Below are 23,034 nucleotides of genomic sequence, written 5' to 3'. Positions count from 1 at the left end.
GCTTCGATGTCCGCATACTACGCAGATACATCGAAGCCCGCCTTTCACGGAAATGCGGTGCGCAGCTACTTCAGCTACCGGAAGCTCAGAGGGACAATCAGCTTCACACTCACCGTGCGGCCCATGTTGAACACGCCGGCCCGGCCCGTTACCTCATTCACCGCCGTGTATTTCAACCGGCTTAGGTGGTTCTGATACGCCACGTCGAACAGGTTATTGGCGGCCAGATATATAGAGAACAGCGTCCGGTCTTTGGCCGAAACCACGTCCGTCCCCAGTCCGGCATTCACGAGCGTATAACCGGAAGTAGGCGTTTCAGTATCAAACGCCGAGAAAACGCGGCCCTGATAGAAGTTGTGCTCCACGGCCCCGCGCGCGTACAGGTTGCGCAGCCGCGAGGTGCCCACCTTCCGGAAATTCACGCGCAGCTCCGACTGCAGCCGGTCGGCGGGGATAAAGGGCAGGTTACGCTGACCGTCCGGCTGGTTGAGCTGCACGGCCCGCACCATGGAAAAGGAGTTTTCGAAATGCAGCCAATCCAGCGGGTGCGGATGAATATCCAGACTTACCTCACCACCCGCCAAGCGCGCATCGCCCTGGCCGTAGCGGAACACCCGGTCCCCCTCCGCCGATACGGAATCCTGACCGCCGGGGGTAGCCAGGGCCTGCGGGAAAATGTAGTTGTTGATACGGTTGCGGAACACATCGGCCGAGAGACTGATATGGTCGGAGGTGAAGCTCACGCCGCCATCCAGCTGAAAGCTGGTTTCCGCCTTCAGGCCCGGCTCCCCGATTTCGTAGCGCACGGTGCCCTCGTGTTTGCCGTTGGAGCCCAGCTCCGCAATGTTGGGGGCCCGAAACCCACGGGCTGCATTGGCCTTGATCAGCCATTTCTCGCTGAGGCTGTACGCCCCGCCCACGCTGCCGCTCACGTTGCGGAAGTTGCTCCGGAAGCCCCCGAATTTCTCCTCGCCCAGGCCCGCTGGTACCGGCTGCTCCTCATCGTTCAGGTAGAGTGCATCGGCGGTAATGTGGCGTAAATCGTAGCGCAGGCCGCCGCTCAGGTCCAGCTTGCCAAAGCTTTTGCGGGTAACGGCAAACAGGCCGCCGTCCCAGAGCCGGTACGCCGGAATCAGGAACTCCACGCCCTTGTTCTGGTTTTCCTGCCACATGCCGCTGGTACCGATGGTCGAATTCCAGCCCTTCATTTCCGGCAGAAACCACCGCAGGGCGTAATCCACGGTGCGCAGCTGAAAAAACAACGACTTCTCGTAGTAATCCTCGGGGTTGCCGAACTCCCGCCGCAGGTTCTGCTGCCAGCCCACATTCAGCGTGAGGCGGTGCTGCCCCAGGATGAAGTTGTTATCGGTGCCGATGCGCAGGTGGTTGATCTGCTGGCGGGGCACATCAAGGCCGTAGCCCGAGAAGCCATTACCCGTTACTATCTGCGTTTCGCCCAGGCCGTTCACCCGCGTGAAGCGGCCCGAGGTAGAGTCCCGTTCCCCTTCAATCAAGCCCAGAATCTGGTTGAAGGAGCTGAAGGTAAGGTGCGAGAACCCCCAGCTTTTGTTGAGGCCCACGTAGCCGCTGCCATTCAACTCCCGGAAACCGGAGTTGTACACCCGGCCGTCGTACTGGTTGCGGTAGTCGGCGGCCACTTTGCCGGAGCCGCGCACCTGCCAGTTAAAGCCGTTCAGGTTGCCCGCATTCCACAGCGAGTAGCCCTGCTGATAGTTATTAGTCTGGTAGTTGGCCGTTACGGAGCCCAGCACGCGGCCATCCTCCACCGGGTCGGGGGCCAGAAAGTTGATGACGCCGGCCAGCCCGTCGGAACCATAAAGCAGGGAGCCGGGACCTTTAATGACTTCGGCCCGGTCAATGCTGTACTCGTCAATTTCGATGCCGTGCTCGTCGCCCCACTGCTGACCTTCCTGCTTGCTGCCGTTGTTGAGCGTAATCACGCGGTTGGCACCCAGCCCCCGGATAACGGGCTTGCTGATGGCCGCGCCGGTGGTAATCTGGTTGAGGCCGGGGGTGTGGGCCAGGGCATCCACCGCGTTGGTGGCGGCCGTCTGGCGCAGGCGCGTCTGGTCCACCACGGAAGTGGGAATAGGGGAGCGGCGCATTTCCGTACTGGCCGATACGCCCGTTACCACTACCTGCCCGATTTCTGTTTCGGTGGGCGTGAGGCTGGCCTCCAGCGCCGTGCCGCTGCCGGTATCCACGGTGCGCACCAGCGTGGTGTAGCCCACAAACCGCACCTGCATCAAAAACCGGCCTTTCGGCAGGTTGGCAAACCGGAAATTACCCTCGGCATCGGTGGCCGTGGCTTGCTTCAGGTCCGGAAATACAATGGTGGCACCCGGCAGGGCTTCGCCGGTGGCCGCATCGGTTACGCGGCCGGTAACGGGAGCTACGGCCACCCGGGCCGGTCGCACCGGTGCGGCCGGAGTAGTAGGAACCGTTTGCGCCAATACGCTGCCGGACCAAAGCAGCAGGCCGGTAGTAAGAGAAAAACGAGGCATAAAAAGCAAAGTAGAGGCTGGGCCGTGCTACGAATAAACGCTGCAAACCAGCCGCCTGAAGTTGAAAAATGAAAGGAAAACACCGGCCAGTAGCCGGTGTCTTCCCGGCGTTTCTCCACAACCAAAACAGGGAGAAGGGTGGGGAAGAAGCCAGTTGCAGCCAACTCCTTCCAATATTGGTAGGCCACGAGTCCGGCAAATGCCCACAAGAGCCTACAGGCAATGCAGCTGCTGGAAATGGCCTAAAAAAGATGAAACGAGCACTTTGCTGGCCATAGGGCCGGACGGCGTGGGGCAGTAGCTACAGCCCGTATTGCTCAAAAGCCGTAAAATGGTGTGTTCACAGACTGGGTCTGTGCGGGAGGCACTGCCAGAAAGATGATGTTGCGGCCAGAGGCGTCATTGCGCCGGAGTACGCCTCAGCTGATGCCCTGTCCGGGAAGCGCCCTACGCACCCGAAACGGCGGAGTGGCCATTGGCCGGCCGGTTATGCCCGGCTGGGCGGGCCGCGTAAGTCAGCCGTTGGGCACAGGTACTGGTGCCAGGCAATGGGTAACTCAACAGTAGCAAGCGTGGCAAAAGCAGGCGTGGCGGGCTCAGTAACTGGCAGAGCTGCCGCCGGCTCAAACGCCGATTTGAAGAACTGGTCCGCGTCGCAGTGCTGATGCTTGGCCGAAACCAGGGCTTTGCCTTTGGGCCAGCCTGTTGCCTGCGTGGGTTCCTCGGTGGTATGCTCGTGAGTGTGCAGCGCCAGTATCCACGTATCCGGCAGCAGCACCCGTGCAAAGCACAGGAGCAGTACAAGCGCCAGCCGGGAACGAAGGGTCTGCATTTGCAACAATGTGTCGAACACGGGCAAAGGTAATCGGAAAAGCGAAAGGTGGATTTTAGAGGCCGAAAAAAATTCGGGCATCACAAAAGCATAACTCCCCCACAACGCTCAGGCAACAGCCCCTTCCGAATTTTGTATCGTGCCCTTTTCACTATACGCGCATGAAGAATCTGACAATCAAAGTGCTGCGCCAAGTGGCTTTGTTTCTCCGCCCGACTACTCACCGCCGCTTGCCAGAGCATTCGGAGCAGCTGTTTGTATGACCGGTAGTGCCAGGCCCCCCTTTGGCTACCGCCCGGGGCGTTTTGCGTACCGCCAGCGCCGCGGGGCCACCGTCCGGACGGTGGCCATGATACAGCCGCCGGCCACGGAGCAGATTCCGGCGGTAAAAGCCGCCTGAAACCGGTCCGGAAAAAAAACGGGTTGGGCGAGGATATCGTCCGGACGAGCGAAATGCTCCGACAGAGCCTATAGGGCGCTGGTAGTTTTGTAGCCTGATCAGCTGCTTCTGGCGGGTCATGGCTACTCATGGTGCGCGTGTTCAACTCCCTCTTAACTCAACTGGAGCCTTCCCTGCAGATTCTGCGCTGGGACTGGCATGGCTCCATGACTACCAGCAGCTTCCAGGCCGCTTTTGAGAAGTTGCTGCAGTATTCCCGGCAGCAGCACGTAAAACGCTGGCTGGCCGATGTCTCGCACCTGCCGTTGGTAGGCACCGATGAGCAGGCGTGGCTGAGCGAGAACTGGCTGCCACGCTTCGCAGCATTACAGATCAGGGAAATAGCGCTGGTGCTGCCTGTCAATCTGCACAACCAGTTGGTGGTGGAAAGCGTGCTGGCCGACGGCCGCCGCCACATTCGGGCCGAAATTCAGTTTTTCTCGGATGTGCCCGCCGCGTTGGATTGGCTCACCGCTGGCAACGATGACATGGTGGAGCAGATGGAGCAGGAGTGGCAACACCGCTTGCAGACCTTCCAGCTCAACAAGGCCGGCTAACCGGACGGCGCGACCCAGGCGCTGTCAAACTGACAGCCAGGCAGGGGTTGGAACGGGGTTTGAAAACGTCGAAACGCACGATGCGCTGGCCCACGGGCTGGCAAATCGTCCGATGTCGTTTCATTCACTTCCTTCTTACTTCGTTATGCAAGAGAAAGGTAGCATCTCAATTCACACTGAGAATATCTTCCCCATCATCAAGAAATTCCTGTATTCTGACCACGAGATTTTCCTGCGGGAACTGGTCAGCAATGCCGTGGATGCCACCCAAAAGCTGAAAAGCCTGGGGCAGCTGGGTGAGTTTAAAGGCGAGCTGGGCGAGCTGAAGGTGAAAGTGAGCGTGGACAAAGAGGCCCGCACCATCACCATCTCGGACCGCGGCCTAGGCATGACGGCCGAGGAAATTAAGAAGTACATCAACCAGATTGCCTTCTCCGGCGCCACCGAGTTTGTGGAGAAGTACAAGGAGAAGGATGCTGCCGCCAAAGACCAGATTATTGGTCAGTTCGGCTTGGGCTTCTACTCGGCGTTTATGGTCGCCAAAGAGGTTGAAATTTTCTCTAAGAGCTATAAGGAAGGTACCGAAGGTGCCCACTGGGTGTGCGACGGCAGCACCGAGTTCAGCCTGGAAAACGTGGAAAAGGCCGACCGGGGCACCGACGTGGTGCTGCACGTAGCCGAAGATTCCGACGAGTTCCTGGAGCCGGCCCGCCTAAAAGGCATCCTCACCAAATACTGCAAGTTCCTGCCCATCGAAATTGAGTTCGAGGGCGAGGTTATCAACCAGACGCAGCCTATTTGGACCAAGCAGCCCTCGGAGCTGACCGACGAGGATTACACCAAGTTCTATCAGGAGCTGTACCCCTTCTCGGAGCCCCCGCTGTTCTGGATTCACCTGAATGTAGACTATCCGTTCAACCTGACGGGTATTCTGTATTTCCCGAAGGTGAAGGATGAGTTGCAGTTCCAGCGCAACAAAATTCAGCTGTACTCGCGCCAAGTGTTCATTACCGATGAGGTGAAGGACGTGGTGCCCGAGTTTCTGATGCTGCTGCATGGCGTGATTGACTCACCCGACATTCCGCTGAACGTGTCGCGCAGCTTCCTGCAGGCCGATGCGGCGGTGCGCAAAATCAACCAGTACATCACCAAAAAGGTGGCCGATAAGCTGGCCGAGCTGTTCCGGAAGGACCGCGCCGGCTACGAGCAGAAATGGTCGGATATCGGCCTGTTTGTGAAGTACGGCATGCTGTCGGACGAGAAGTTCTACGACAAGGCCAAAGATTTTGCCCTGGTGCAGAACGTAGCCGGCAAGCTGTTCACGCTGCCCGAGTACCAGGAGTTCGTGCAGGCCAACCAGAAGGACAAGAACGAGCAGACCGTGGTGCTGTACACCACCGACGCCGAAGCCCAGCACGGTTTTGTGCAGGCGGCCCAGGACCGGGGCTACGACGTGCTGGAACTCACCGGCCCGCTCGATTCGCACTTCATTGGGCAGCTAGAGCAGAAGCTGGAAAAAACCACCTTCAAGCGCGTGGACGCCGATACGGTAGGCAAGCTTATCGAGAAAGAGGACACTACCGAAAGCGTACTGAGCGACGACGACAAAACCAAGCTGGCCGATGTATTCAAGCAGGCTATCAGCAATGAGCACATGCACGTGCAGGTGGAAGCTCTGTCGCCGCAGGATGCGCCGGTTATCATTACGCTACCCGAGTTCATGCGCCGCATGAAGGACATGCAGCGCGCCGGTGGCGGCGGGGGTATGCAGATGTTTGGCTCCCTGCCCGACAGCTACACGGTAAGCGTAAATGCCAATCACCCCATAGCCCAGCGGGTGCTGAAGTCCGAGGGCGAGGCTGGTAACAAGCTGGCTCGTCAGGCGTTTGATCTGGCCTTGCTTGCCCAGGGTATGCTGAAAGGCGAAGCCTTAACGGCCTTCGTGAAGCGCAGTGCCGATTTGCTGGCAGCTGAGTAGTCTTAGAAAGTCTGTAAAGTATTAAGTAGTACAAAACCCCGGTGGCTCAGGCTGCCGGGGTTTTGTCTTGCATGGGCAGACTTGGCTAGCCCTATTCTGCTGACGTTGGGCACCAAATCCCTTTATATTTACGTTCGATGCTCCGAATCCTGCCTGTTACTTTGATGCGTCCGTTGCGTTTGTTTCTGCTGCTGCCTGGGGCCCTGCTGGCCGTGGCATGCTCGCACAAAACCGTTTCCTTCAACAGCCGCCCCAACGAGGCCGCCGGGCTGGCCGCCGATACGCTTGCTACTGCTGCTGATACTACCAAAGCCCCCTCTTTGGTAGCCAAGCGCGTGAACATGACCAAGGAACAGGAGAGAGCAGCCAAAGAGAAGGAAAAAGCTGCGCAACGCAAGCCCAAAAAGAAGAAGAACATCTTTCTGGGGGAGCGGATCAAGAAAGGCTATGTGAAATCGGGGCCCAAGGGAAAAAACCAGAAGATTGAAATCTTCTATTACCTGCGCACCTTTCAGCAGCCTAATCCATTTGCGCCGGCCCGCTACTATTTCAATCCTCGCAAACGCAAAATCTTCAAAGCCAACACCGAGCTGAACCCAAGCACCGACAAGGTGCTCCACGGGCCCTACAAAATGATGCAGGGCGGTAAGGTGATTGAAACGGGCTATTACGCCTTGGGAACCCGCCATTTGCGCTGGGAGAAATTTACCCGTGACAACATCCTGGTTTCTAAAGTCCACTACGAAATGGGCTTCCCACGTGATGCGAACATCACGTATTATGACGCCGGTCAGAAGCAGGTGAAAGAAGTAGTTCCCTACCTCAACGGCAAGCTGGAGGGCGACTATGTGCGTTACACCGAAAACGGCCAGCTGGAATGGTCGGGGCAGTTTGAGAACGGCAAGCGCGTAGGTACCTGGGACCGGTACTGGGGCTTCCGTAACACCCGCAACCGGCTGCGGTACGAGTATGAGTATGGCGAATCCGGCTTCGATCCGGAAGTAACGGAACCGGTGCTGGTGAAGGAGTACAACCGTAACGGGGTGCTCATTTATGAGAAGGATAAGCTCGACAACCGGGACAAGCCGGATACTGCACGTCCGGGCAGCCGTCGGTAAAGCAGCTGCTACCAGCAAGGCCTTCCGATGAGGAAGGTCTTTTGCTTTTGTGAGCTTTTATCCGCTACCAGAAGGCATCCTCGAAATGCTCCAGTTGCAGGCCGTTGGATACGGGTGCCAAAGCAATTACATCAAACCGGATATCACCGGTCCACTGAAGCTCTTCCTGCAGCTGTTCGGCTGCCAGGCGCAGAAGCTGGCGCTTTCGCTCCGTGACAAACTCTTCAGGGTAACCATACCGGGCCGAGGAGCGTGCTTTCACCTCCACCAGTACCAGCAGCTCTTGGCCGCGGCGTACTACCAAGTCCACTTCGGCGCGCCGGTGTCGGTAGTTGCGGTGCACCAGTTCATACCCGTTGGCCAGCAGATACCGAAGGGCGGCATCCTCTCCGGCATGGCCAAGTTCGTGGGCTGGAAGGGACATTTTGGGAAGAAATAAAGCAGGAAAGGCGTATGCTGAACTCTGCGCAGGCGGATAAGATTGGCGCTAAATCTAGTACCTTTGTACGCTTTTGCACAGCTGATATCAGGCTTTTCGGTGGTAATCGGGTTGCCAGATCTGTTAAGGCAGTTGCAGTCTTCCTTTTTAGGAAACTATAGCTCCCGGTTTCTTCCGTAGCCAAACCCGCAGAGTAGCCTGGAGTACTAGTAAAGCTTCTTCGACATACAACCTATGGACCTATATTCAGCCTGTGTCAGTCCGGTGCCGGAAACTGCACCTTCGGTGCCAGTTGCCCCTGCTACGCCTGTGCAAAATCGGGCAGTACTGGTACGCCCGCTGGGGTTGGTAGCATACCAGCCCACCTGGGACTTGCAGGAGCAGCTGCTGGCCGATACGCTGGCCATCAAAACCCGTAACCGGTTGGCCCAGGAAACCGGTCAGCCTCTGGAGTCAACGTCCAACTACCTGCTGCTGTGTGAGCATCCGCACGTGTACACGCTGGGCAAGAGTGGCAAGCCCGAGCACCTGCTGTTGGATGAGGCCGGTCTGGAAGCGCATCAGGCTACTTTCCACCGCATCAATCGGGGCGGTGATATTACTTACCATGGCCCCGGCCAACTGGTAGGCTACCCCATTTTCGACCTGGACAACTTCTTCACCGACATCCACCGCTACCTGCGGCTGCTGGAGGAAGCAGTTATCCTGACCTTAGCCAACTATGGCGTGGCGGCCGGCCGTATTGCGGGCCTCACTGGCGTCTGGATTGACTTTGAGGAAGGCGCAGCCAACCCCCGGAAGATTTGTGCTATGGGCGTAAAGTGCAGCCGTTGGGTAACCATGCACGGCTTTGCCCTCAATGTGAACACCGACCTCACGTACTTTAGCCATATCGTGCCGTGTGGCATCACCGATAAGGCCGTTACCAGCCTGGAGCAGGAACTGGGGCATCCGGTGCCGCTAGCCGAAGTACAGGCGCTGCTGGTACCACATCTAGCCCGGCTGTTCGGGGCCGAAGTTATTTCTGAACCTACTGCATGAAAAAAGACATTGCATTCGATCCGGTAGAGGGCGTTTCCATTGCGGTAGTGCCCGATGATAGCGCCGCAACCCTGGAAGGCCAGCCGGGCTGGCAGGTGTACCTGCTCAACCACAACGACCACGAGTTGGAAAACGTCATTGTCAGCTCCAACGGCTACGGTACTGCTGCTGATGGTCAGCCGGTGCGCACCTCCACGCTGCGTCACTCTCTGCTGACGGTGCCGGAACAGGCCGCCGTGGCAGTAGAGCCCATTGACCCCGCCTTGTTTCACCTCAACAATCAGTACTGGGTGAGCTACTATGTAGGTGGTCAGATATTTGATAAGAAGTTCATCTTCGTGCCTGATTCCATCACGCCCGATAACCTGACGCACATTGCTTTGCTTGAGCGCGCCGGTGTACTGCATAGCTAGTCGTATCTTTGCACTTCATTTGCTTCTGTTTAGCGGAAGCGTATTCTCAAAAACAGCCGAACCGCAATGAATGCACTCGGAATTCAGTTGGGTTTGTCCTCCCTATGGGCGTTTCTGGTGGCCTTATTCGCCGTCCCGTCCATTATTTACATTGCCCATCTGAAGAACATGCTCGATACGCCTAATGTGCGTACCGTGCACGAGTCGCTGACGCCGCGTCTGGGAGGAGTAGCCGTGTTTGCGGGCTTTATGTCGGCCCTCACCATCTTCGCGCCGCTCAACAACGGGGTGCAGCAGTTGCTGGCCGGTTGCATCGTACTGTTTTTTGTAGGCCTGAAGGATGACCTAGTCAGTATTTCAGTGGCTAAGAAATTCGTGGGGCAATTGCTGGCAACTGGGGTAGTCATGATAATGGCCGATGTGCGCATTACCAGCTTCCAAGGCATTTTGGGTATTCAGGAGCTACCTATTGGCATCAGCTACGCCTTCACTTTCTTTGCCATTGTAGGCATCACCAATGCCATCAACCTCATTGATGGTTTGGATGGTCTGGCGGGCTCAATCGTGCTGATTATCGTCAGTACGTTCGGTTATTATTTCTACCGTTACGGTGGCGACGCCTTCCAGAACTACGTGTTTGTTTCTGTGTGCGTGGTAGGCGGGATGCTGGGCTTCCTGCGGTATAACTTTCACAAGGCCAGTATCTTCATGGGCGACACGGGCTCATTGGTGTGTGGCTTTATCGTATCGATTCTTACCATTCAGTTCATTGAGATGGGCCTGAAGGTAGGCCAGCCATTCGGCTCGTCGGCCCCTTCAGTGGCCGTGGGTATCCTGTTTGTGCCTCTTTTTGATACACTGCGCGTATTTATTGTGCGCATGATGGCCGGCCGCTCCCCATTCTCGCCCGATAAAAACCACGTGCATCACCGCATTCTGGCTATGGGCTTTCAGCAAATTGGCACGGTGATTCTGCTGGGGCTGCTCAACATTGTCGTCATCCTGTTTGTCATCAACTTCGCCTACCTCGGCAACACGCTCCTGATTGCAATGCTGGTAGCATTTTCCCTGCTGCTGAGCGTGTTTCTGGGAGTATACCACAGCCGGGCCGAGCGGCAGCGGGTTGCTTCGTAGTCTTTCTATCCGGCAATAGTGCGTAGCAGCTGGCGCTTTTGGGGTTGGGTACTGGGACTTCTGTTCCTGAGTTTGCGGCCGGCCGCTTACGCGGCCGAGTATCGCCCCCTGCCACCCGCGCCCCGCGCCGGCCTCACTCCCGACTGGCTGATTTTCGATAAGTCCCGAAACCGGCTCGTTCTCTATCTACCTGATTACCACCCCCCGGCCCACGCCTACTATCAGTGGTTATCAATCCGGCCGAACAAGCCTTTACGCATCAGCTTCACGGCCCGGGAAAAGCTCAGTCTGTTTCTGGATAACCGGCTCGTGTTCAGTGCCCGTACGCCGGCGTCGTATACTGTTGATTTGGCGGCCCTGTTGCCGACCGGGTCGCAGGCCGGTTCACATTTACTCTGCGTCTGGCAACCGGAGGCCATACCCAACCTGACCTCCTTCGCCAATGCCGTGCCGTTGGTCAAGGCCAAATCGGGGGTAGCGGTTGCCCCGATACTTACTGCTCAGCCCAGGCCGCGCGGCCATCAGGGTCAGAATGTATTCGTTGGGTTTTTGCTATTGCTGGGACTGTGCTATGGGGGTCTGCGGGCAACCTACCAGCCCGGCTTTGCCCGAATTTATCAGCTGGAAGGGTTGTGGGGTAAAGGGGCCGCTGAACAGGATTTTCTGGTTAAACCTACTCTCACGTGGCTGAATCTGGTACTGGTACTCCTGTTCTCTCTGTCATTCGCCCTGTTGCTGGTTGCCATTCATACCAACATTCAGAGCATTGTAATTCTGCGTCGCCTGTTCGATGTGGCCGAATCGGCTATTGTCGTGCGGGTACTGCTATATACCGCCTTGGTTGCGGGTTTCGTGCTGGGCAAGTACCTGTTCCTGGAGTTGATGGGTTACATTTTCGACGTTACTGAACTGGTAACAATTCAGTACCGGGAATTTATTCGGACCAGCCTGTTCATGGGCCTGTTCTTACCAGTCGTGATGCTGCTGTATCTGGGCCTCAACCAGCGCCTCCCCGAAACAGTGCTCTGGGTATCCAACGGAGTGGTTTCCTTGCTGTTGATAGGAACTGTATTACGAGTGGGCCGCACTCTGAACCGTAAGGCATCCCTGCTGAATCTGCATTTGTTTTCGTACCTTTGCGCCACAGAAGTGATTCCCCTGATCATTCTGCTCAAGCTGATTGTTTTTACCTACTGACACACCACTACCGGGTTGCCCCGGAAGTAGCCGCAACGCCCCCTTATTGCCTTAGACTTACCCTTTTTCTACCCTATGGCCGAGAGCAAAGACCAACCGGGGACGGGCCGTCACGCCAAGCGTATCTCCAGCATCCTGGTCACCCAGCCTAAACCCGCCAACGACGTCTCGCCGTATTTTTCTATTGCAGATAAATACGGTATCAAAGTGGATTTCCGGGAATTCATTGAGGTTCAACCGGTATCCTACAAGGATTTTCGGAAAGAGAAAGTCAACATCCAGGAGCACACGGCCGTCATCTTTACGAGCCGGAATGCCGTGGACCACTTCTTCCGGATTTGTCAGGAGGCAAAGATTGAGATGCCCGCTGAAATGAAATACTTCTGTATTTCGGAGCAGACAGCCAATTATTTGCAGAAGTACATTGTGCTGCGCAAGCGTAAGCTGTTCGTTGGGCAACGCACCGCCGCCGACCTGTTTGATGTTATCAAGAAGCATAAAGGTGAGAAGTTCCTCTACCCATGCTCTGATATTCGCAAGGACGATATTCCGGAATTCATGCGGGCCAACGGCTTCAAGTTTACCGAAGCCGTCATCTATCGTACTGTCGCCAGTGACCTGTCGGATCTGTCGGATGTGAAGTACGACTGTATTGCGTTTTTCAGCCCTTCCGGTATCAGTTCCCTCTTTATTAACTTCCCCGATTTCGAGCAGAACGGTACCCGTATTGCCGCCTTCGGGCCGACCACTGCCAAAGCGGTGATTGATGCTGGGTTAGAGCTTGATATTGAGGCACCTCAGCCAAATGCCCCTTCCATGACGGGGGCCATCGAGGCATACATCCGCCAGCACCACGGTGCTGAGCTGCTGAAAGAGAAGAAAAGTAGTAAGTAATAGCTTCATAAGTTGAGCGCGAGGGAGTAGTCTGGCTATTCCCTCGTGTTTTTTTTGCGGGATTTGTTGTAGAGGGTTTTTTGCATACATTTGGAAACGACATGCCTTCCTTTTTCCAATCGTAACTTGCCCTAAATCAGTCCTTTTATGAAGAGAACTTTACTAGTTATACTCTTCTCCTCCGTTGCTTTTGGCACCGCGCTGGCGCAGCAGCAGCCCCAGTTTAGCCACTACGGCTTTAATGGGATGTTCCTGAACCCCGCGTATGCTGGTATCAAGGGGCAAGGGGAAATAACCGCCTTAGGTCGTGCGCAATACTTCGGCTACGATGCTACGTTCGACTCAGGGGGCTCTCCTCAGACCTATATGCTCACGGCTTCATTGCCCGTAGCAGCCATTGGCGGTGGATTGGGTATTGGTATTTACCGTGACAGAATCGCGCAGCTCACTACCACTAACGTACAGCTTTCCTACTCCAAGCATCTAAAAGTAGGAGAGGGGCGCCTCGGTATTGGGGTGCAGGGCGTTCTAAACAATATATATCAGGGAACCTATCGGCCCATTGATAAGGACGATGTAAAAGTGCCCCAGGAGGGTGCCGACCGCAAAATTGATGCTGGTATTGGGGTGTGGTACGAGTCTGAGAAACTATATGCTGGTTTGAGTGTCAATAACCTGCTGCGTTCTGAGTACCAGTTTAACAGCCAGGTCGCCGGCGGCAAAACCGCTGAGTACATCAACGAAAATCACGCGTATCTGACGGCCGGATATAATATTGAGGCCTCCTCATCCGTTGTAGTAACTCCTACGGTGCTGATGAAGATGGTGCTGCCAGGGAAATTTGGCGACAGCAACAAGTTCACATTCAAAAACAATTCGTATGAGGCTGGCGTACGCGCTACTTTCAACGACCGTTTCTGGGGCGGAATCGGCTACCGGTATGATGAATCCTTTACCGCACTGGGAGGACTAAGCTTTTCAAAAGACAATGCCATGCGTGTGGGATTGGCTTACGACTTGATTGCATTTAATCAAGATGCTCGGGCGCTTAGCTCCTTTGAAATTATGCTCTCCTATCGTCTGCCGAAACCTGGTTTGGCAGTCCGTCCCGCAATCCGCACACCGCGTTACAGCTTCTAAAAAGAGGCCTCCGTCGTAGGAAACCATTCTTACTTCTTTATTGTCCTGGCACAACTGACAAGCTCGTATTAACTCACTGCTAGCCATTGTTTAACCGGCTGAAAGGCTTGTTCGCAGACAAATGGTATGCATTGAGCGATAGGCTTGCGTACGAACGTATGATTCGTTAGATTTGCCAGCTCGAAAATTGTAATCTTTGGATATCGCCGCCTCGACCGTCTTTTTCTTTCTCACATGAACAAGTATTTCGTATTGCCTCTCGTCGCTATTTCGACGCTTATCCTGGGAGGCTGTGGTTTCGGTAAAGGACCGCAAGGCGACCTGGTTGGGGCGGAGGATCGTCCGGAGTTTAATCCTCAGGAAGTACCCTACGGTATGGTGCCCTGCCCCGGTGGAACTTTCCACATGGGCCAGACGGACCAGGATATATCGGCTTCTATGGTGAACATGAACAAGCAGGTAACTATTGCCGGCTTCTACATGGATGAGACCGAAATTACCAACAACGAATACCGTCAATTCATGAATGCCATCCGGCAGGATTCTATTGATGTACTGGGCGAAGAGTACGTGATGACGGAACTATACCCCGATACCACGGTGTGGGTGCGCGACTTCACTTACCACATGGGTGACCCGCTGATGGAATATTACTATACGCATCCGGCTTTCGACGACTACCCAGTGGTAGGAGTTGACTGGTTTGCGGCTAAATACTTCTGCAACTGGCGCACCAAAAACAAGAATGCCGCCAACGCGGAAGCTGGCCTTGCTCCAACGCCGAACTTCCGTCTGCCCTCAGAGGCTGAGTGGGAGTACGCCGCTCGTGGTGGCCGCGACTTGGCTACGTACCCTTGGGGTGGCCCGTACCTGCGTAACTCGAAGGGCTGCATGTTGGCCAACTTCAAGCCCGGCCGTGGCGACTACGCTTCGGACGGCTACGCTTACACTTCGCCTGTTGGAGCTTTCTTCCCCAACGACTTCGGCCTGTACGATATGTCGGGCAACGTAGCTGAGTGGTGCGATGATGCCTACATGGAAGCCTCGGTGCCGGTAGTATGGGATATGAACCCCACCAACCCCGATGACAACGAGCCCCGCAAAGTAGTACGTGGTGGTTCCTGGAAGGACATTGCTTACTTCCTCGAAACCGGTACCCGTAACTTCGAATACCAGGATTCAGCCCGTTCTTACATTGGTTTCCGCACGGCCATGATTCAGATTGGCATGGGCACGAACCAAAGCCTGAACTAAGTAGCCGCCTTGGCTGACTTACCAGAAAACCCCATACACAATTCTCCCGCGTTTCTTTTAAAACTCATTACCAACAACTTCTTTTTTCCAACACCACAATCACATGGCAGCTAAAGGCGGTAGTTTTCTGTACGATGTGTTGATGCCCAAAGTATACGGTATCGGCGCAGCAGTAGTAATTGTAGGGGCATTGTTCAAAATCCAGCACTGGGAAGGTGCCAGCGAAATGCTGATTGTAGGTCTGGGCACTGAGGCACTGATCTTCCTTCTGAGTGCTTTCCAGCCTAACGCCAAAGAAGTTGATTGGTCGTTGGTGTACCCTGAGCTGAGCGAAGGCTACGACCCCTCCACCAACAGCAACAAATTTGTTGAGCAGAGCACCGGCACGGGCCTGACCCGCAAGCTGGACGATATGCTGAAAGATGCCAACGTAACTCCCGAGGCTATTGCTTCGCTGGGCCAGGGCCTGAACCGTCTGAGCACCACCACGCAGCAGCTCTCGACCCTCGGCGACGCAACCAGCGCCACCGACGAGTATACCGCTAAAGTTCGTAGCGCTGCCTCCTCCTTGGAGCGTATCAACGAATCGTATTCGGCCACTGCTCAGGCTATGACGGCTATGGCTGACGCTACCAACGATGCCCGTGAGTACCACGTGCAGGTGCAGAACGTAACCAAGAACCTGGGTGCGCTGAACGCCGTGTACGAAATGGAACTGCAGGATGCTAATACGCACCTGAAGTCGATGAACAAATTCTACGGCACCCTGGCCCAGGCCATGGAGAACCTGACCGAAGCTGGGAAAGAAACCGACCAGTTCAAGCAGGAAGTGACCAGCCTGACCACCAACCTCAGCTCGCTGAATCGTGTGTATGGTAACATGCTGAACGCTATGCGCGCTACCAACTAAGGTAGCCGCACGGCATAACGTTTCAGATATTAGTTCCACTAGTACTAGAATAGGTAGACACGATGGCGGGAGGTAAAGAGACTCCGCGGCAGAAGATGATCGGTATGATGTACTTGGTACTCACCGCTCTTCTGGCCCTACAAGTAAACTCAGCAATTCTGCTCAAGTTCAAATTCCTTGATGACAGCTTGTCGGCTATCAACGGCAAAGTGTCGAAGGCAAACGAAGGTGCGGTAAAAGGTATCAAAGCTCAGGTTGAGAAAAACCGTAACCAAGCCAAAGACCTGGCAGTGCTCAAGCGTAGCGAGGAAGTACGCCAGGAAACTCAGAAAGTAATTGCCTATCTGTCTGATGTGCGCCAAAAGCTGCTCGAGAAGACAGAAAACAAAGGCAAGAACGAGTTCAAAAACATGAGCGCCGAAGATAAAGTAGCGGAACTCATGTTAGGTGCCTCTCAGAATGGAGAAGGCTACAAAATGAAAGGTGAACTGAATAAGTTCTCCACCTATATCAAACAGTTTGTGCCTAACGCTGGCTCTTTGGCGCTCGATGCTAAAGAAGACCCGATGGTAACGGAGAAGGAGCAGAAGAACAAAAACTTCGCTCAACTCAACTTCGAAAATACGCCGGTGGTTGCCGCTTTGGCTGTATTGTCTCAGAAAGAAGCCGAAGTGCTGAAATATGAGTCGGACGCTTTGAATGCTCTGTCGCAGCAGGTAGGTGGTACAGTAATCGTTTTCGATAAGATTGGCGCCTTCGCCAGTGCTGAGTCGAACACGGTTGCGGCTGGTACCAAATACAAAGCTGAACTGTTCCTGACGGCTTCGGCTTCGGGCCTGAACCCCAGCATGACGCTGAATGGTTCGCCTTTGAAAGTAGACCCGAACGGTCACGGAAAAATCGAATTCACGGCTCGTCCGGGCTCTTTCGATCAGGCCGGTAACGCCAAGGCTTCCTGGAAAGGCACTATCCGCTTCAAGCAGAACGGTCGTGACACGACCTTCAACGTGACGGTTCCTTATACCATCACCAAGCCGGTAATGCAGATTCAGTCGGCTTCGGTGCAGGCGCTGTACTTCAAGTGCGGCAACAAGCTTAGCGTGCAGGTACCTGCTCTGGGTGCCCAGTACGACCCCAGCTTCTCGGCTTCCGGTGCTTCTACCATCAAAGGCTCGGCGAAGGGTGAAGTAACCCTGATTCCGAACTCGAAAGAAGTAACCTTGAGCGTAAGCAGCGGTGGCAACCCCATCGGTTCGCAGACCTTCCAGGTTCGTCCGATTCCTAAGCCTGAAATTCAGTGCTGGGTTGGTGGTCGTCCGGCTAACGAAAAGCAGGGCACTCCGATTACGGCTGTGCGCAACATGAACCTGAAGGCCGTAGCTGATGCCGGCTTTGCTACCTTCCTGCCCGATGACGCCCGTTTCCGGGTATCGCGCTATGAGGTAACGCTGGTTCGTGGTAAGCGTCCGGCCATGCAAACCATCACCGTAAACGGCCCGACCGTTGACCTGAGCAGCGTGGTAAACACGGCTCGTGAAGGTGACCGTCTGTACATCGAAGTAAAAGGTGTGCAGCGTCAGAACTTCCAGGGCAATGTGGAAGACGTAAATGTGTCGAAGCAGTTCAATATTCCGCTGCTGTAAGCGTTACTGGTTCTGAACTATCCGCCGCGCTTTTTTGATTACCCAGGTATGAACAAATTCCTCTCCTTCGCCGCTCTGACGGCCGGCCTGACGCTGTCGGTGGCAGCTTCGGCTCAGGAACAAGCTACCACCGCGAGCAGCAATGGCTCGTACCGCCCGATTCCGAATTCGGACATCATGTTCCGGAAGACCATCTGGCGCGCGATTGACCTGCGCGAGAAGCAGAACAAGCCCATGTTCGCGGAACAGAAGGAAATCAGCCGCGTAATCATTGACGCTGTAAAACGGGGTGAACTGCAGGCCTACCGCAGCGACTCACTGACCACTACTCTTTCTTCGAAGGAGTTCTTGGGCAACATGTCGTATGCTGAAGCCAGCGCTGGCCTGAGCGATGAAGAAAAAGCAGCTGGCTTTACCGAGGATACTGGTGATGACTGGGGTACTCCTGCTCCACGTGGTCGTAATGGCCGGGCTGCTGCTGCTGCTCCGAAAAAGCCTGCCGCTCCGCCGAGCTACGAGTATCGGCCCAAGGATATCTATCAGTTGGAGATGAAAGAGGATATGATTTTCGACAAGAAACGGTCGAGAATGTATCACGACATTAAATCCATTGGTCTGCTGGTGCCTTCGACGCTGGGTTCGAATACTTCGGGCATTGAAAAGCCGATTGGTTATTTCAAGTACAGCGACTTGGTGCGCATGTTCCGGGCTAACCCGGACAAGGCTATCTGGTTTAACCCCCAGAACGACGCCCAGCATAAGAACCTGGCTGATGCGTTTGAGCTGTGGTTGTTCAACTCTTACATCGTGAAGGTTTCTAACCCCAACGATTCGCGTCTGGACGAAATCTACGGTGGTCAGCAGCAGGGTATTCTGGCTTCGCAGCAAGCTGCCGCCGACCTGATTGAGTATGAGTACAATCTGTGGTCCTTCTAAGCTATTGATTTAACAGATTTTGCAGCTGATTCATCCGTGAATCTTTTGCAAGCAAAAGCCCCAACCGGTTACGGTTGGGGCTTTTTGTTGTTCAAAAAGGAGTTGATACTTAGCTGGCAGGAGCGTCTTCCTGCTGGCTGAAGTAGCTGAGCAGGATGCGGGCTTTGGCCTTGCCTACCTCATCGGTGAGTTCCTGCTCGGACAGCTCCTTGATTTTTTTGACGGATTTGAATTTGGCCAGGAGCTTATCGGCGGTAATGGGGCCGAGGCCTTTGACTTCGGTTAGCTCGGTTTTGAGGGTGGCCGCGTCGCGGCGGGAGCGGTGAAAGGTGATGCCGAAGCGGTGCACCTCGTCGCGCATGCGCTGGAACAGGCGGAGTGACTCGCTCTTCTTATCAATGTAGAGTGGTAGCGGGTCGTTGGGAACGTAGATTTCCTCCAGACGCTTGGCAATGCCAATGACGGCCATCTGGCCCCAGAGGTTAAGGTCTTTCAGGGCCTTCACAGCCATACTAAGCTGACCTTTGCCACCATCCACGATAACCAGCTGCGGCAGGCTGGCCCCTTCATCCACCAGGCGGCGATAACGCCGCGTCACCACTTCATACATCGAGTCGAAGTCGTTGGGGCCGATGACGGTTTTAATGTGGTAGTGGCGGTAGTCTTTCTTGCTGGGTTTGGCGTTGCGGAAACACACCATAGCAGCCACCGGATTGTCGCCCTGGAAGTTGGAGTTGTCAAAGCATTCGATGTGCTTAGGAAGCTCCGTCAGGCGTAAATCCTTGCGGATGGTTTCCATGATGCGTACTTCGTTCAGGTCTTTGCTCCGGTCATTCATGCTTTCCTTTTCCTTACGCAGGTAGAGCACGTTTTTCAGGCCCAGCTCGATGAGCTTGCGCTTGTCGCCAATCTGGGGCTGGGCAATGCTGACGCCGGGCAGCGGCAGGCTGGGTACGGGAACGTTCGTCAGAATCTCTTTCGATTCGCTTTCGAACTCCTGCCGCATCTGCATGATCAGCGGAGCCAGAATCTCCTCGTCAGGCTCATCGAGCTTCTTCTGTACCTCTACTGATTGGGTAAGCACAATGCTGCCGTTCATCACCTTCAGGTAGCTGATAAAAGCCGATTTCTCATTCGATACGATGCTGAACACATCAATATTGGAGAGAGAGGCATTCACGATGGTGCTCTTGCTCTGGAACTCATCCAGCTTATCGAGCTTGAGCTTGTATTGATGGGCCAGCTCGTACTGCTGTTCCTGAGCCGCCTGAGTCATCCGTTCCCGGAAATACTGCTTGGGCAGGCGCAGGTCGCCATTCAGAATCTGACGAATCTGCTGGATGTATTGATTGTATGTTTCCTCGTCCTGGTGACCCTCGCAAGGGCCTTTGCAGTTGCCCAGGTGGTACTCAAGGCACACTTTGAACTTGCCGGCCTCGATGTTCTGGGACGAGAGGTTATAGGTGCAGGTACGCAACGGATACAGGGCCCGAATCAGCTCCAGCAGCAAGTTCATACCCGTCACGTTGGCATACGGGCCGTAGTAGCGGCCCTGGCCGGGAATCTTGTTGCGGGTGGGAATAAGACGTGGGAACCGTTCGTTGGTGAGTAGCAGGTACGGGTAAGTCTTGCCGTCCTTGAGCAGGATGTTATACTTGGGCTGGTGCTGCTTGATGAGGTTGTTTTCTAGCAGGAAGGCGTCAGACTCCGAGTCAACGATGGTAAACTCAATGCGGCGGATGTTCTTGACCAGCTGCTGGGTCTTCTTATTATGGTCCTGCTTGGTGAAGTAGCTGCTTACGCGCTTGCGCAGGTCAATGGCCTTGCCCACGTAAATAATAACATCTTCTTCACCAAAGTATTTATACACACCGGGGCGGTGCGGTAGTTGGCGGATTTGGTCTTGCAGTTCGGGACGGGCAGCCATAGTAGCACGGGTTTGCAGTTGCAGATTGAGCAGCTTTCACACATGCCAGGCAAATGTGAAGCGCATAATCCGGCGGTATGAGCGGAGGTACGCAGCTAAGTGGTGTTGAGGTTAGGGCAGCTGACGCAGCGCTGGCTCTACAACAAAAAAGGTGGCCGGGACGTCCCGGCCACCTTCCGTAAAAGTCGGCGAAATCGGCAAAAAAATCTATACCATCTGCGGGTTAGATGTCCTCTTCGTTCAGATCATCCAGATCCACCTGGTTGAGCTTCTGGTCGTAGGGAATGGTGTCGCGCGTGCCGGCGCCGCCATAGTAGCGGGAGCAGTCCGTTTCAATACTGAGCGGCTGGGTAGGTTTCGGGAAAGAACCTGTGTTGATATCGATGCTTTTATCCTTGTATACCTTCTTCATGAAGATGCCGTAGAGCGGCAACGCCAGGCGGGAGCCCTGCCCGTAGGCACCGGTGCGGAAGTGGATGCTGCGGTCTTCGCCACCTACCCACATACCGCACACCAGATCGGGCGTGAGGCCCATAAACCAGCCGTCGGAGTAGTTGGAGGTAGTGCCGGTTTTGGCGCCCATCTCATACGGGAACTTGAAGCCGCCTTTCAGAATGATGCTGGTACCGCCCTGCTCTTCGGTGGCCCCGCGCAGCATATAGGTCATCAGGTAGGCGGTTTCCTCGCTTAGGGCCTCGCGGGTCTGGGGCACGAACTCGCGCAGTACGTTACCGTTCTTGTCCTCAATGCGCGTGACCATCATCGGGGCCGTCCAGATGCCTTTGTTGACGAAAGTGCTGTACGCGCCGGCCAACTCATAAATGCTGACATCGGATGAGCCAAACCCCACAGCCGGCACGGCCTCGATAGGGGAGGTGATGCCTAAGCGTTTGGCGTAGCTTACCACCGTTTCGGGGCCGAGCTTTTGCACCAGCCACGCGGTAATAGAGTTCATGGACCGGGCCAGTGCTTGGCGCAGGGTGAAGGTGCGGCCGGAGTAGCTGCCCTCAAAGTTCTTGGGCGTGTAGGCCGGCCGGCCAGCCTCCGCCGGGAAGGTCGTCGGCACATCGGGGCGCTGGTAGCAGGGAGAGTAGCCCTGGTCGATGGCCGCTACATACACAAACGGTTTAAACGTGGAGCCCGGCTGGCGCTTGCCCTGCTTCACGTGGTCGTACTTGATGTACTTGAAGTTGATGCCGCCCACCCAGGCCTTCACCTGCCCGTTTAGAGGGTTCATGGCCATAAAGCCGGAATGCAGCAGCCGCTTATAATAGGCCAGGGAGTCCATCGGCGACATGAATACCTCTTTCTCGCCACCATTCCAGGTGAATACCTTCATCTTGTACTTCTTATTGAGATAGTACTTGATGGAGTCTTTACGGCCTTCAAACCGGTTGCTGAGGGAGCGGTACCGCTCAGTACGCTGAATAGAAGTGCTGAGGAAGTTGGGAATTACGCGGCCATTCTCGTCGCGCCAGGGCTGCTGGCCCTTCCACTGCTGGTCGAACCACTTCTGCTGGAGCTTCATGTGTTCCGCCACGGCTGCCTCGGCGTACTTCTGCATGCGCGAGTCGATGGTGGTATAGATTTTCAGGCCGTCGGCATACAGGTCGTGGTCGGTTTCCTTGGCCCACTGTTTGAGCATCTTGCTTACCTCTACCCGGAAATAAGGCGCAATGCCTTCGTTCTGGTTTTCCACGTTGTAGCGCAGCGCAATGGGCTGTAGCGTATCGGCCCGCAACTGCTGCGCATCAATGTAACCGTACTTGTTCATCTGGCGCAGCACCCAGTTACGGCGCACCCTGGAACGCTGCGGGTTGAACTTGGGGCTGAAGCGAGTAGGCGCATTCAGCACCCCCACCAGCGTGGCCGCTTCGGGCCGGGTAAGCTCGCGAGGCTTCTTGCCGAAGAAAGTTTTGGCAGCCGTATTGATACCAAAGGCATTGGATCCAAAGTCATTGGTGTTCAAATACATGCGCAAAATCTCGCGCTTCGTGTAGCTACGCTCCAAACGGGTAGCCAGAATCCACTCCTTGGTTTTGGTAACCAGCATGCGTACGCCCGGCACATCATTGAGAATACCGTCATTGAGGTCTTCACGGGTACGAAACAGCACTTTGGCCAACTGCTGAGTAAGCGTTGAGCCGCCGCCGCCGCTACCGCCGGTAAGCAGCCCTGCCGCTACCCGGCCGGTGGCTTTGGGGTCGATGCCGGAGTGCTCCTCAAACCGGGCATCCTCGGTAGCAATCAGCGCATCTACCAAGTGCTGGGGCAGGTCTTCGTATTCGGCAGGCGTGCGGTTTTCGCGGAAATATTTTCCCATCAGCACGTTGTCGGCGGAGTAGATTTCCGAGGCCAGCTCGCTGCGCGGGTTTTCCAGGGTTTTCAGGTTGGGCATTCGCCCGAACAGATTCAGAAAATTGATGCTAACGGCCAGCACATACAGCACCACTCCCACCAGCCCAATTCCGAACAATGCCCAGATACTGCGGGCCCAACCCGTGAAACGACCGGGGGAAGTGGCTTTGCGGGAAGATGCTTTGCTTTTGGCAGGGTAAGCCATTGAGAATATGAAAGGTGAAAAGTCAAAAGTACAAGAGCAGGATATTGCTTCCCTCACCCAAATGCCGGGGTATTGTACAGAAGTTCGCCAGGCT

The 23,034-nt window shown here is 55.3% G+C and carries 19 protein-coding genes; 14 read left to right on the top strand and 5 right to left on the bottom strand.

Translation table 11 applies throughout. The annotated features are described in order from the left end of the window. Nucleotides 1-74: 74 nt before the first annotated feature. On the bottom strand, nucleotides 75-2,525 hold the full coding sequence (locus EI291_RS08140; RefSeq protein WP_125419307.1) for a TonB-dependent receptor: 2,451 nt from the start codon (nucleotides 2,523-2,525) through the stop codon (nucleotides 75-77). A 487-nt stretch (nucleotides 2,526-3,012) separates the two neighbouring features. Next, nucleotides 3,013-3,357, bottom strand: a complete 345-nt coding sequence (locus EI291_RS08135) for a hypothetical protein (RefSeq protein ID WP_125419306.1) — start codon at nucleotides 3,355-3,357, stop codon at nucleotides 3,013-3,015. 259 nt (nucleotides 3,358-3,616) lie between these two features. Here EI291_RS08135 and EI291_RS22820 point away from each other — a divergent pair, with 259 nt between their 5' ends. The 4 genes from EI291_RS22820 to EI291_RS08120 all read left to right on the top strand — a co-directional run bounded on the left by EI291_RS22820 (nucleotide 3,617) and on the right by EI291_RS08120 (nucleotide 7,449). Continuing rightward, nucleotides 3,617-3,757, top strand: coding sequence for a hypothetical protein (locus EI291_RS22820; protein ID WP_170172564.1), 141 nt, complete (start codon nucleotides 3,617-3,619; stop codon nucleotides 3,755-3,757). 137 nt (nucleotides 3,758-3,894) lie between these two features. Further along, nucleotides 3,895-4,353 carry an STAS/SEC14 domain-containing protein gene (locus EI291_RS08130; RefSeq protein WP_125419305.1) on the top strand — a complete coding sequence of 153 codons (459 nt, stop codon included), beginning with the start codon at nucleotides 3,895-3,897 and terminating at the stop codon, nucleotides 4,351-4,353. Nucleotides 4,354-4,498: 145 nt separating this feature from the next. After that, complete coding sequence (gene htpG, locus EI291_RS08125; RefSeq protein ID WP_125419304.1) at nucleotides 4,499-6,331, top strand: molecular chaperone HtpG; 1,833 nt, start codon at nucleotides 4,499-4,501, stop codon at nucleotides 6,329-6,331. Between the two features lie 137 nt (nucleotides 6,332-6,468). Beyond that, nucleotides 6,469-7,449, top strand: a complete 981-nt coding sequence (locus tag EI291_RS08120; protein ID WP_125419303.1) for a toxin-antitoxin system YwqK family antitoxin — start codon at nucleotides 6,469-6,471, stop codon at nucleotides 7,447-7,449. 64 nt (nucleotides 7,450-7,513) lie between these two features. On the opposite strand, the gene EI291_RS08115 is transcribed toward EI291_RS08120, so the two are convergent. Next, on the bottom strand, nucleotides 7,514-7,873 hold the full coding sequence (locus EI291_RS08115) for a YraN family protein (RefSeq protein ID WP_125419302.1): 360 nt from the start codon (nucleotides 7,871-7,873) through the stop codon (nucleotides 7,514-7,516). 324 nt (nucleotides 7,874-8,197) lie between these two features. Between EI291_RS08115 and lipB the strand changes: the two genes are divergently transcribed. The 10 genes from lipB to porN all read left to right on the top strand — a co-directional run bounded on the left by lipB (nucleotide 8,198) and on the right by porN (nucleotide 18,450). Further along, on the top strand, nucleotides 8,198-8,929 hold the full coding sequence (lipB, locus tag EI291_RS08110) for a lipoyl(octanoyl) transferase LipB (RefSeq protein ID WP_240635435.1): 732 nt from the start codon (nucleotides 8,198-8,200) through the stop codon (nucleotides 8,927-8,929). Further along, nucleotides 8,926-9,342 carry a hypothetical protein gene (locus EI291_RS08105; RefSeq protein WP_125419300.1) on the top strand — a complete coding sequence of 139 codons (417 nt, stop codon included), beginning with the start codon at nucleotides 8,926-8,928 and terminating at the stop codon, nucleotides 9,340-9,342. Before lipB ends, EI291_RS08105 begins: the two co-directional genes overlap by 4 nt. A 66-nt stretch (nucleotides 9,343-9,408) precedes the next feature. Then, on the top strand, nucleotides 9,409-10,476 hold the full coding sequence (locus EI291_RS08100; protein ID WP_125419299.1) for an MraY family glycosyltransferase: 1,068 nt from the start codon (nucleotides 9,409-9,411) through the stop codon (nucleotides 10,474-10,476). 18 nt (nucleotides 10,477-10,494) lie between these two features. After that, nucleotides 10,495-11,673, top strand: coding sequence for a DUF4271 domain-containing protein (locus tag EI291_RS08095; protein WP_170172563.1), 1,179 nt, complete (start codon nucleotides 10,495-10,497; stop codon nucleotides 11,671-11,673). A gap of 75 nt (nucleotides 11,674-11,748) precedes the next feature. Then, nucleotides 11,749-12,567 carry a uroporphyrinogen-III synthase gene (locus EI291_RS08090; protein ID WP_125419297.1) on the top strand — a complete coding sequence of 273 codons (819 nt, stop codon included), beginning with the start codon at nucleotides 11,749-11,751 and terminating at the stop codon, nucleotides 12,565-12,567. A gap of 147 nt (nucleotides 12,568-12,714) precedes the next feature. Beyond that, complete coding sequence (locus tag EI291_RS08085) at nucleotides 12,715-13,707, top strand: PorP/SprF family type IX secretion system membrane protein (RefSeq protein WP_125419296.1); 993 nt, start codon at nucleotides 12,715-12,717, stop codon at nucleotides 13,705-13,707. Between the two features lie 234 nt (nucleotides 13,708-13,941). Continuing rightward, on the top strand, nucleotides 13,942-14,961 hold the full coding sequence (gene porK, locus EI291_RS08080; RefSeq protein WP_125419295.1) for a T9SS ring complex lipoprotein PorK/GldK: 1,020 nt from the start codon (nucleotides 13,942-13,944) through the stop codon (nucleotides 14,959-14,961). Nucleotides 14,962-15,064: 103 nt separating this feature from the next. Then, the gene (porL, locus tag EI291_RS08075; protein ID WP_125419294.1) at nucleotides 15,065-15,871 is read left to right on the top strand and encodes a type IX secretion system motor protein PorL/GldL; all 807 of its coding nucleotides are present in this window, start codon (nucleotides 15,065-15,067) and stop codon (nucleotides 15,869-15,871) included. Between the two features lie 62 nt (nucleotides 15,872-15,933). Next, on the top strand, nucleotides 15,934-17,514 hold the full coding sequence (gene porM, locus EI291_RS08070) for a type IX secretion system motor protein PorM/GldM (protein WP_125419293.1): 1,581 nt from the start codon (nucleotides 15,934-15,936) through the stop codon (nucleotides 17,512-17,514). Nucleotides 17,515-17,562: 48 nt separating this feature from the next. Further along, a complete protein-coding gene (gene porN / locus EI291_RS08065; protein WP_125419292.1) occupies nucleotides 17,563-18,450 on the top strand; it encodes a type IX secretion system ring subunit PorN/GldN in 888 nt (295 codons plus the stop codon). A gap of 109 nt (nucleotides 18,451-18,559) precedes the next feature. Here porN and uvrC read toward each other — a convergent pair whose 3' ends face one another. After that, nucleotides 18,560-20,377: an excinuclease ABC subunit UvrC gene (gene uvrC / locus EI291_RS08060; protein ID WP_125419291.1), complete on the bottom strand. Its 1,818-nt coding sequence runs from the start codon at nucleotides 20,375-20,377 to the stop codon at nucleotides 18,560-18,562. A 223-nt stretch (nucleotides 20,378-20,600) separates the two neighbouring features. Beyond that, a complete protein-coding gene (locus tag EI291_RS08055) occupies nucleotides 20,601-22,940 on the bottom strand; it encodes a penicillin-binding protein 1A (protein ID WP_125419290.1) in 2,340 nt (779 codons plus the stop codon). Nucleotides 22,941-23,034 lie beyond the last annotated feature (94 nt).

Source organism: Hymenobacter rigui (assembly GCF_003944715.1).
Lineage (GTDB): Bacteria > Bacteroidota > Bacteroidia > Cytophagales > Hymenobacteraceae > Hymenobacter > Hymenobacter rigui.
The sequence above is the reverse complement of the archived record's forward strand: the minus strand, read 5'-3'. Positions and strand labels throughout refer to the sequence as shown.